Genomic DNA, 9775 nt, shown 5'->3' on the forward strand with positions numbered 1-9775 from the left:
CCCACCCGCGACATGGGCTGAACCGCCGCGGGTTTGCTGCACCTGCGTCCACTTCATGTTGCCCAAGCTCCTCACCCAGATTTTCGGCAGCCGCAATGACCGCCTGCTCAAGCAGTACCGGCGTGTCGTCGAGCGCGTGACCGCGCTGGAGGTGCAGTTCGAAAAGCTCTCCGAAGACGAGCTGCGCGGCAAGACCGCCGAATTCCGCCAGCGCGTGGCCGCCGGCACCTCGCTGGACGACCTGCTGCCCGAAGCCTTCGCCGTGGTCCGCGAGGCCGGCAAGCGCTTCATGCGGATGCGCCACTTCGACGTGCAGATCATCGGTGGCATGGCCCTGCACAACGGCAAGATCGCCGAAATGCGCACCGGCGAAGGCAAGACGCTGATGGCGACGCTGCCCGTCTACCTCAATGCACTCGCCGGCAAGGGCGTGCACGTGGTGACGGTCAACGACTACCTCGCCGCACGCGACGCCGAAACCATGGGCGGGCTCTACAACTACCTCGGCATGGCGGTGGGCGTGAACCTGCCGAACATGTCCCGCGAGGACAAGCAGGCCGCCTACGCCGCCGACATCACCTACGGCACGAACAACGAGTTCGGTTTCGACTACCTGCGCGACAACATGGTCTACGAGGTGGCGGACCGCGTGCAGCGCGCGCTGAACTTCGCCATCGTCGACGAGGTGGACTCGATCCTGATCGACGAGGCCCGCACCCCGCTGATCATCTCGGGCCAGGCCGACGACCACACCGACATGTACGTGCGCATCAACGCCGTCGTGCCGCACCTCAAGAAGCAGATCGGCGAAGCGGACCCGCGCACCGGCGAAGGCGTGATCGAGCCGGGTGACTTCACCGCCGACGAGAAGAGCCACCAAGTCTTCCTGACGGAAGACGGCCACGAGAAGGCCGAGGCGCTGCTGGCCCAGGCCGGGCTGCTGGTGCCGGGCGCTTCGCTCTACGACGCGGCCAACATCACGCTGGTGCACCACCTCTACGCCTCGCTGCGCGCGCACCACCTGTTCCACCGCGACCAGCACTACGTCTCGCAGAACGGCGAGATCACCATCGTCGACGAGTTCACCGGGCGCCTGATGACCGGTCGCCGCTGGTCGGACGGCCTGCACCAGGCAGTGGAGGCCAAGGAAGGTGTGAAGATCCAGGCCGAGAACCAGACGCTCGCCTCGATCACCTTCCAGAACTACTTCCGCATGTACGCCAAGCTCGGCGGCATGACCGGCACGGCCGACACCGAAGCCTACGAGTTCCAGGAGATCTACGGTCTGGAGACGGTCGTGATCCCGCCGAACCGGCCGATGGTGCGCAAGGACGAACTGGACCTCGTCTACAAGACCAGCCGCGAGAAGTACGAGGCCGTGGTCAAGGACATCCAGGAGTGCTACGGCCGCGGCCAGCCGGTGCTGGTGGGCACGACCTCGATCGAGAACTCCGAACTCGTCTCCGAGATGCTGAACAAGGCTGGGCTGCCGCACCAGGTGCTCAACGCCAAGCAGCACGCCCGTGAAGCGACCATCATCGCCCAGGCCGGCAGCCCGAAGATGGTGACGATCGCCACCAACATGGCGGGCCGCGGCACCGACATCGTGCTGGGCGGCAACGTCGAGAAACAGGTGCAGCTGGTCGAGGCCGAGCCGGACCTGTCCGACGCCGACAAGGCCGTGCGCGTCGAGCAGCTCAAGCGCGAGTGGCAGGGTCTGCACGACCAGGTCAAGTCGCTGGGCGGCCTGCGCATCATCGCCACCGAGCGCCACGAGAGCCGCCGCATCGACAACCAGCTGCGCGGCCGTGCCGGTCGCCAGGGCGATCCGGGTTCCTCGCGCTTCTACCTGTCGCTGGACGATCCGCTGATGCGCATTTTCGCGGGCGACCGCGTCAAGGCGATCATGGACCGGCTCAAGATGCCCGACGGCGAGGCGATCGAGGCCGGCATCGTCAGCCGCTCGATCGAGAGCGCGCAGCGCAAGGTCGAGGCGCGCAACTTCGACATGCGCAAGCAGCTGCTGGAGTACGACGACGTCTCCAACGACCAGCGCAAGGTCATCTACCAGCAGCGCAACGAGCTGCTGGAGCAGACCGACATCGAGGCACAGCTCACGCACCTGCGCCGCGGCGCGATGACCGACGTGGCGCGCACCTTCGTGCCCGCCGAGAGCGTTGAGGAACAGTGGGACCTGGACGGGCTGGAGAAGACGCTGCGCGAGGAATGGCAGCTCGACGTGCCGCTCAAGGCGCAGGTCGAAGCCAGCCAGGAAGCCACCGACGAGGACATCGTCGAGGCGGTGTGCGGGGCGGCGGATGCGTCCTACAACGCCAAGGTGGAGCAGGTCGGTGCCACGCAGTTCGGCAACTTCGGCCGCATGGTGCTGCTGCAGGCGATCGACACGCACTGGCGCGACCACCTGTCGGCGCTGGACTACCTGCGCCAGGGCATCCACCTGCGCGGCTACGCCCAGAAGAACCCGAAGCAGGAGTACAAGCGCGAGGCCTTCGAGCTGTTCAGCCAGCTGCTGGACGTGGTGAAGATGGAGGTGACGCGCCTGCTGATGACGGTGCGCATCCAGAATCCGGAAGAAGTGGCGCAGGCGGCGGTGGCCATCGAGGAGCGTGCGGAGCATCTTGCCAACGTCACCTACACCCACCCGAACGAGGATGGCAGCGTGTCGCAGGACACCGAGGCCGCTTCGGGGGAACTGTCGGAAACGCAGATGCAGCGCACGGGCCGCAACGATCCCTGCCCCTGCGGCAGCGGCAAGAAGTTCAAGCTCTGCCACGGCAAACTGACCTGATCCTCGGTCATCCGCGCCGAGATGCCCATGACACCTGATACCTTTCGCCGCAGCCCGGAAACGATCCCGGGCCGACGCCTTCGCCTGGAAAAGATCCATCCCCGCCACGCGCCTGCGTTCCATGCGAGCGTGCAGCGGTCGATGGCCGACCTGGACTTCATCGCCTGGGGCCACCACCACTGGAATGCCGTGGCGGCGCTCGAGCACTGCGAGCGCCAGCGCGACTGGGTGGACACGGAAGGCGAGGGCGTGATGTACCTGGCCTTCGAGCACGACACCGGCACCTACGTCGGCTGTGTCGACCTGCACAGCGTCGACTTCGGCGTGCCGCGCTGCCAGATCGGATTTGTCGGCTGCAGCCGCCAGCGCGGGCGCGGTCTGGTGCGCGAGGCGGCGCTGACGCTGATGGACTGGGCCTACAGCCGCGGCATGGCCCGGATCGAGGTCTGGTGCGACGTGCGCAACGTGCACGCGCTGGCCTTCGCCGAGAGCCTGGGCCTGCAGCGCGAAGGGCTGATGCGCAAGGTCGAGCGCGACTCCCGCGGGCAGTTGTGCGATCAGTACCTGCTGGCGCGCCTGTCGTCCGACAGCGTCCCTACAATCGCCGATTCGCGCGACAGCGTGGCCACCGTCTGAGGGCTGAAGCCCGGGAGGGCCGCGTCTGCGCTCCTTCCGCTTCGACCGTCAGACTGCCATGCCCGTCAATCTCACCGCTCCCAATCCCCAGGACCTGCACCCGGTCGCCGGCGTGCAGCTCGGCATCACGATGGCCGGCGTGCGCAAGGCCAACCGCCGTGACCTGACCGTCGTGCTGCTGGCGCCCGGCTCCAGCGTCGCAGGTGTCTTCACCAAGAACCGCTTCTGCGCCGCGCCGGTGCAGATCTGCCGCGACCACCTCGCCGCCGGCCCCGCCAAGCGCGCCATCGTCATCAACACCGGCAATGCCAACGCCGGCACGGGCGACGACGGTCTGGTGCGCGCCCGCTCGGTCTGCATCGCGCTGGCGCAGGCGCTGGACATCGCGCCCGAGGACGTGCTGCCCTTCTCGACCGGCGTGATCATGGAGACGCTGCCGAGCGAGCGCATCCTGGCCGGTCTGCCCGCCGCGCTGGCCGCCGCGAAGGCGGACAACTGGGCCGAAGCCGCCGCCGGCATCATGACCACCGACACGCTGCCCAAGGCCGCCTCGCGCCAGGTCGTGATCGACGGCAAGACCGTGACGGTCACCGGCATCAGCAAGGGCGCCGGCATGATCCGCCCGAACATGGCCACCATGCTCGGCTTCGTGGCCACCGACGCCGCGATCGACCCCGCGCTGCTGCAGCCGCTGGTCACCGAGGCCGCCAACCGCAGCTTCAACCGCATCACCATTGACGGCGACACCTCCACCAACGACAGCTTCCTGCTGATCGCCACGCACCAGGCCGGCAACCCGACCATCACGTCGCTCGACTCGGCGGACGGCCAGGCGCTGCGCGACGCGGTCATCGCCGTGTCGCAGCAACTGGCGCAGGCCATCGTGCGCGACGGCGAGGGCGCCACCAAGTTCATCACCGTGCGCATCGAAGGCGGCCGGACCGAGGACGAGTGCCTGCAGGCAGCCTACGCCATCGCCCACTCGCCGCTGGTCAAGACGGCCTTCTTCGCCAGCGACCCGAACCTCGGCCGCATCCTGGCCGCGGTCGGCTATGCCGGCATCGCCGACCTCGACCAGACGCTGATCGACCTCTACCTGGACGATGTGCACGTCGTCCACCAGGGGGGGCGCCGGCCGCAGTACCGCGAGGAAGACGGCCAGCGCGTGATGAAGCAGGCCGAGATCACCGTGCGCGTCGGCCTGAACCGTGGCGACGCGGTCGCCACGGTCTGGACCTGCGATTTCTCGCACGAGTACGTCACGATCAACGCCGACTACCGGAGCTGATCGCCGGCGGCTCAGCAGCCGTGCAGGGCGTCGATCGGCTGCTGGATCAGCGTCTGCGCGAGCTGCGTGTCCACCGTCGAGCCGCTGCTCAGGCCATCGGCGCTGGTTGAGGTCGACGTGCCGCCCGTTCCCGTCCCAGCGCCTGTACCGCTGCTGGTCGAGGTGCTGCAGCTCGAACCGCTCCAGCTCGACAGCGTGTCGTGGCTCCCGCTGCTGCCCAGCACGTCGCTGAGGTGCAGGCCGCCATCGCCGCTGCCGCTGCTGGTCGTCGTGCTGGTGCTGGTCGTGGTGGAGCAGGCGCTCGTGTCGGTCTGGTGGTCCGCCAGCGTCCAGGACAGCACGCCGCCGCTCAGGCAGGTCGAAGGAGCCGGCTCGGTCGGTGCCGGTGGCGTGCACTGGCCGTCGTAGCGGCTGCTGCCATCGGCGTTGATGCTCAGGGTCATGTGGCCAGCGCGGGTGTCGCCGTCGCGGTCCGTGACGGTGAAGCTCAGCACCTCCTGGTAGTCCGTCCGGGCGCCGGCCGGGGCCTGGTAGGTGTAGTGGCCGGTTTCCATGTCGAAGGTGAATTCCCCTCCCGTGGCGGTCTTGAAGGTGACTGTGTCCGAGGCACTGGTCGCCGGATCCCAGGGGTGGTGCACGCCGTTGACGACGATGTCGCTCAGGTGGCCCCCATCGGCGCCGGTCACGCTGTGCAGCCCGCCGTCGACCACGTCGCCCGAGATCGCTGGTGCCACCGTGTGCGCGAGCACCGTGTCCAGTTGCGAGAAGCTGGTGACCAGCAGCGGCGACAGGTCGTCGGTGCCGGTCACGCCGTTCCAGGCCACAGGCTCCAGCGCCGACACCGGCACGTCCTTGCCCAGCCCGACGGCATAGGACTGGATGTCGTTCTGGTTCAGGAAGTTCTGCCAGACCTGGGCCTCGCCGGCGTCGATGCCGACGTCGCCCGTCGGCAGGTTCGGCCGGCCGTCGGAGAAGAAGTAGGCGACGTTGTGGCCGCCGTCCAGGTGGCCGCTGTCGGTGAAGGCGCCGCGGGCCGCGTCCAGTGCCGCGTCGTAGTTGGTGTTGCCGCCCGCGCACAGCGAGGCGAGGGTGGATTTGGCCTCGGCCGCGCTCATCCAGTGGTCGCCGCGCTCGGCGCCGGTGGTCGAGAACGTGACCAGCCGGACCGCCACTTCGCCCTGGTTGTCGTAGGAGTCGATCAGCTTCGTGATGGACTTGATCGCGCTCTGCAGGCGGCTTTCGCCGTTGACGCCGTCGCGGGTGCCCATCGAGCCGGAGACATCGAGCGTGATCAGCAGGTTGTTCTGCACCAGGCTCAGGTCGGCGCTGCGGGCGGTGCAGAAGGGGGTGGGCGAGTCGTCGCGCACGGTCACGTCGAGCGTGGCCGAGCTGGTGGACTGGCCGTCGCTCACCTGCACGCCCAGCGAGAGCGTGAGCGTGTCCTCGGCATTGCGCACCGGGTGGTCGAGCGGGCCGTGCAGCTCGACCGTGTAGTGGCCCTGGGCGTCGATGGTGGCACTCAGGACCACCTGCCCGCCGGCCGTTCCCACCAGTGGCTGATCCGCCGAGCCGTCGCCGCTCCACACCAGGGCTTGGCCGCCGCTGGCGTACAGGCCGGTGGGTGCTTCGAGCGTGAAGTGCAGGGTGGGGCTGTCCACATCGCTGAACTGCAGCGTGCCGCTGGCCTGGGTGGCGTGCGGCCCGGTGCCGGCATCGGGTAGTCCTCCGGGTAGACCGGCCTCGCTCAGCGCGACGCGGGTGCCAAGCAGGGTCGGCGCATCGTTCACGCCCTCGATCGTCAGGGTCAGGTTGGACACCGTTGTGAGCGCCCCGTCGCTGACGACGCAGGACACTTCCGGCACCGGGCCGGCGTAGTCCTTGGCGGGCGTGAAGGTGTAGCGGCCGTCCGCTTCGACGACCAACGTGCCGATGCCGGGCAGCGTCGCGGTGCTGCCGGCCGGGTGGTGGACATCGCCCCAGGTGTAGCCGGCCACGGACAGCGGATCGCCGTCCGGATCGCTGTCGTTGGCGAGCACGTTGCCGCTGAGCGGTTGGTCCTCGCGGACGGTGCTGACATCGTCCTGCGGCGTCGGCGCATGGGCGGTGTCGGTGATGGTGGTCGTCACGGCGTAGGCGGACGGGTTGCCGCGGATCTCCTCGAAGCCGCCACCGGAGATCGCGCCCAGTGCGACGGTGAAGTTCTCCGCGCCCTCCGCCGCGGCGTCCGGCAGCGTGGCGATGTCGAACTGGACGCTGCTCTGGCCGGCGGGGATCGTCACCGTGGCGACCCGGGTGTAGTCGGCGCCATCGGTGGCGGTGCCGGCGTAGTTGAGCTTGATCACCACGTCGGTGACGGCGGGCTGCGACAGCGTGACGGTGTAGCCGGTGGCGACCTCACCTTCCAGCACCTGGCCGGGGCCGGTGAGCGAGACCTGTGCCGTGTCCTCGGCGCCGGGTGTGGCGCCGCCGGGGCCGACATCGTCGACCAGGCAGGTGGTGACCGAGGTCGCCAGCGGATTGGCCAGCACGGCCTCGAAGCCGCCGCCGGTGATGTCGCCCAGCGCGACGACGATGCTTTCCGTGCCTTCGGCGAGGGCGTCGTCCAGCGTTGCCAGATCGAAACTGGCCGAGGTCTGTCCGGCTGGCACCGTGACCGACAGCACCTGCGTGTAGTCGGCGCCCCCGCTGGCGGTGCCGGAATAGCTCAGCGTGACCTGCACGTCGGTCTGGGCCGCTTGCGACAGCGTGACGGTGTAGCCGCTGGCGGTTTCCCCTTCGAGCACGGAGCCCGGGCCGGTCAGCGACACCAGCACGGTGTCCTGGGCGTCCGGTGGCTGGCCGCCGCCGGGCACCAGCGGACCGCTGTCATCGACCAGCGCGGTGGTCACCGAGGCCTGCGCCGGGTTGCCGGCGATGACCTCGAAGCCGCCGCCCGAGATCTGGCCCAGCGCCACGGTGATGGTCTCGGTGCCTTCGGCCAGTGCGTCGTCGATGGTGGCGAGGTGGAAGGTGGTCGACGACTGGCCGGCCGGAATCGTCACGGAACTGGTCCGGACGTAGTCCGCGCCGTCGGTCGCCGTGCCGGTGTAGACGAGGCGCACGACGACGTCGGTGACGGCGGGCTGGCTCAGCGAGACGACATAGCCGCCGGAGGTTTCGCCCTCGACCACGGTGTCCGGGCCGGTGATCGACACCAGCACGGTGTCGCTGGCGTCGGGCGTGCCGGGCGGGTTGTTCGGTGCCATCGGTCCGACGTCGTCGACGATGGAGGTCGTGACGGATGTGTGGGCCGGGTCGAGGGCGATGGCCTCGAACGACCCCCCGCTGACCGTGCCCAGCTGGACCGAGAACTGCTCGGCGCCTTCGGCCAGCGCATCGTCCAGCGTCGAGATCCCGAACGAGTAGGACGTCACCCCGGGCGGAATCGTGATCGACGCCACCTTGGTGTAGTCGACGCCGGCTTCGGCCGTGCCCGAATAGCTCAGCTGCACGACGACGTCGCTGGTCGATGCCTGCGACAGGGTGACGGTGTAGCCCGAGGCCACTTCCCCTTCGACGACGGCGTCGGGGCCCGTGATCGAGACGAGGCAGGTGTCTTCCGGGCCGGGTGTGCCGGGGCCGAACGGGCCGGTGTCGTCCTGGATCGACGTCGTCACCGACGCGTGCAGCGGGCTGCCGGCGATCTGCTCGAAGCCGCCGCCGGTGATCTCGCCCAGTGCGACGGTGTACGACTCGCAGGACTCGGCCTGGGCATCGTCGATGGTGGCGATGTCGAACGACGCTGACGACTGGCCGGCCGGAATGGTTACTTCGGTGACGGCGGTGTAGTCGGAGCCGTCGGTGGCCGTGCCGGTGTAGGTGAGCTTGACGACGACGTCGGTGACGGCAGGCTGGCTCAGCGAGACGGTGTAGCCTGAGGCGACTTCACCTTCGACGACGGAACCGGGGCCAGAGATCGAGACGAGACAGGTGTCCTCGGGACCGAACGGACCGGAGTCGTCGACGAGCGAGGTCGTGACCGTGACCGTGGCCTGTGCCGGGTTGCCGGCAATGGCCTCGAAGCCACCACCGGTGATCTCGCCGAGCGAGACGGTGATGGTCTCGGTGCCTTCGGCAAGCGCGTCGTCGATGGTGGTGATGTCGAACGTCGCGGAGGTCTGACCGGCCGGGACCGTGACCGAGGTGACGGCGGTGTAGTCGGAGCCGTCGGTCGCCGTGCCGGTATAGGTCAGCTTGACGACGACGTCGGTGACGGCAGGTTGGGTCAGCGAGACGGTGTAGCCGGAGGCGACTTCGCCTTCGACGACGGAGCCTGGGCCGGAGATCGAGACGAGGCAGGTGTCCTCTGGGCCGAACGGACCGGAGTCATCGACGAGCGAAGTCGTGACCGTGACCGTGGCCTGTGCCGGGTTGCCGGCAATGGCCTCGAAGCCACCACCGGTGATCTCGCCGAGCGAGACGGTGATGGTCTCGGTGCCTTCGGCAAGCGCATCGTCGATGGTGGCGATGTCGAAGGTCGCGGAGGTCTGACCGGCGGGGACCGTGACCGAAGTGACGGCGGTGTAGTCTGAACCGTCGGTGGCCGTGCCGGTATAGGTCAGCTTGACGACGACGTCGGTGACGGCAGGCTGGCTCAGCGAGACGGTGTAGCCGGAAGCGACTTCGCCTTCGACGACCGAGCCTGGGCCGGAGATCGAGACTAGGCAGGTGTCCTCGGGCTCAGGCGTGCCGGGGCCGAACGGACCGGCGTCGTCGGTGATCGAGGTCGTAACGGTGGCCTGTGCCGGGTTGCCGGCAATGGCCTCGAAGCCACCACCGGTGATTTCGCCGAGCGAGACGGTGATGGTCTCGGTGCCTTCGGCGAGGGCGTCGTCGATGGTGGTGATGTCGAACGTCGCGGAGGTCTGACCAGCCGGGACCGTGACGGAGGTGACGGCGGTGTAGTCGGAACCGTCGGTGGCCGTACCGGAGTAGGTGAGCTTGACGACGACGTCAGTGACGGCGGGCTGCGAGAGTGAAACCGTGTAGCCGGAGGCGACTTC

General features: G+C 68.6%; 4 protein-coding genes. 3 read left to right on the forward strand and 1 reads right to left on the reverse strand.

The window, feature by feature from the left end:
* The first annotated feature begins 55 nt into the window (after positions 1–55).
* From secA to argJ, 3 genes are read left to right on the forward strand one after another with little or no spacing between them, the layout of a single operon-like run.
* The gene (gene secA, locus AABN02_RS13930; RefSeq protein ID WP_338415531.1) at positions 56–2809 is read left to right on the forward strand and encodes a preprotein translocase subunit SecA; all 2754 of its coding nucleotides are present in this window, start codon (positions 56–58) and stop codon (positions 2807–2809) included.
* A 27-nt stretch (positions 2810–2836) separates the two neighbouring features.
* Positions 2837–3445: a GNAT family protein gene (locus AABN02_RS13935; RefSeq protein ID WP_338415532.1), complete on the forward strand. Its 609-nt coding sequence runs from the start codon at positions 2837–2839 to the stop codon at positions 3443–3445.
* Positions 3446–3503: 58 nt separating this feature from the next.
* Positions 3504–4733, forward strand: coding sequence for a bifunctional glutamate N-acetyltransferase/amino-acid acetyltransferase ArgJ (argJ, locus tag AABN02_RS13940; protein ID WP_338415533.1), 1230 nt, complete (start codon positions 3504–3506; stop codon positions 4731–4733).
* Positions 4734–4744: 11 nt separating this feature from the next.
* Here the strand turns inward: argJ and AABN02_RS13945 are convergent.
* A partial coding sequence (locus AABN02_RS13945; RefSeq protein WP_338415534.1) for an immunoglobulin-like domain-containing protein occupies positions 4745–9775 on the reverse strand: 5031 nt, incomplete at its 5' end.

The sequence above is a fragment of the uncultured Sphaerotilus sp. genome, from assembly GCF_963924895.1.
Taxonomy (GTDB): domain Bacteria; phylum Pseudomonadota; class Gammaproteobacteria; order Burkholderiales; family Burkholderiaceae_C; genus Sphaerotilus.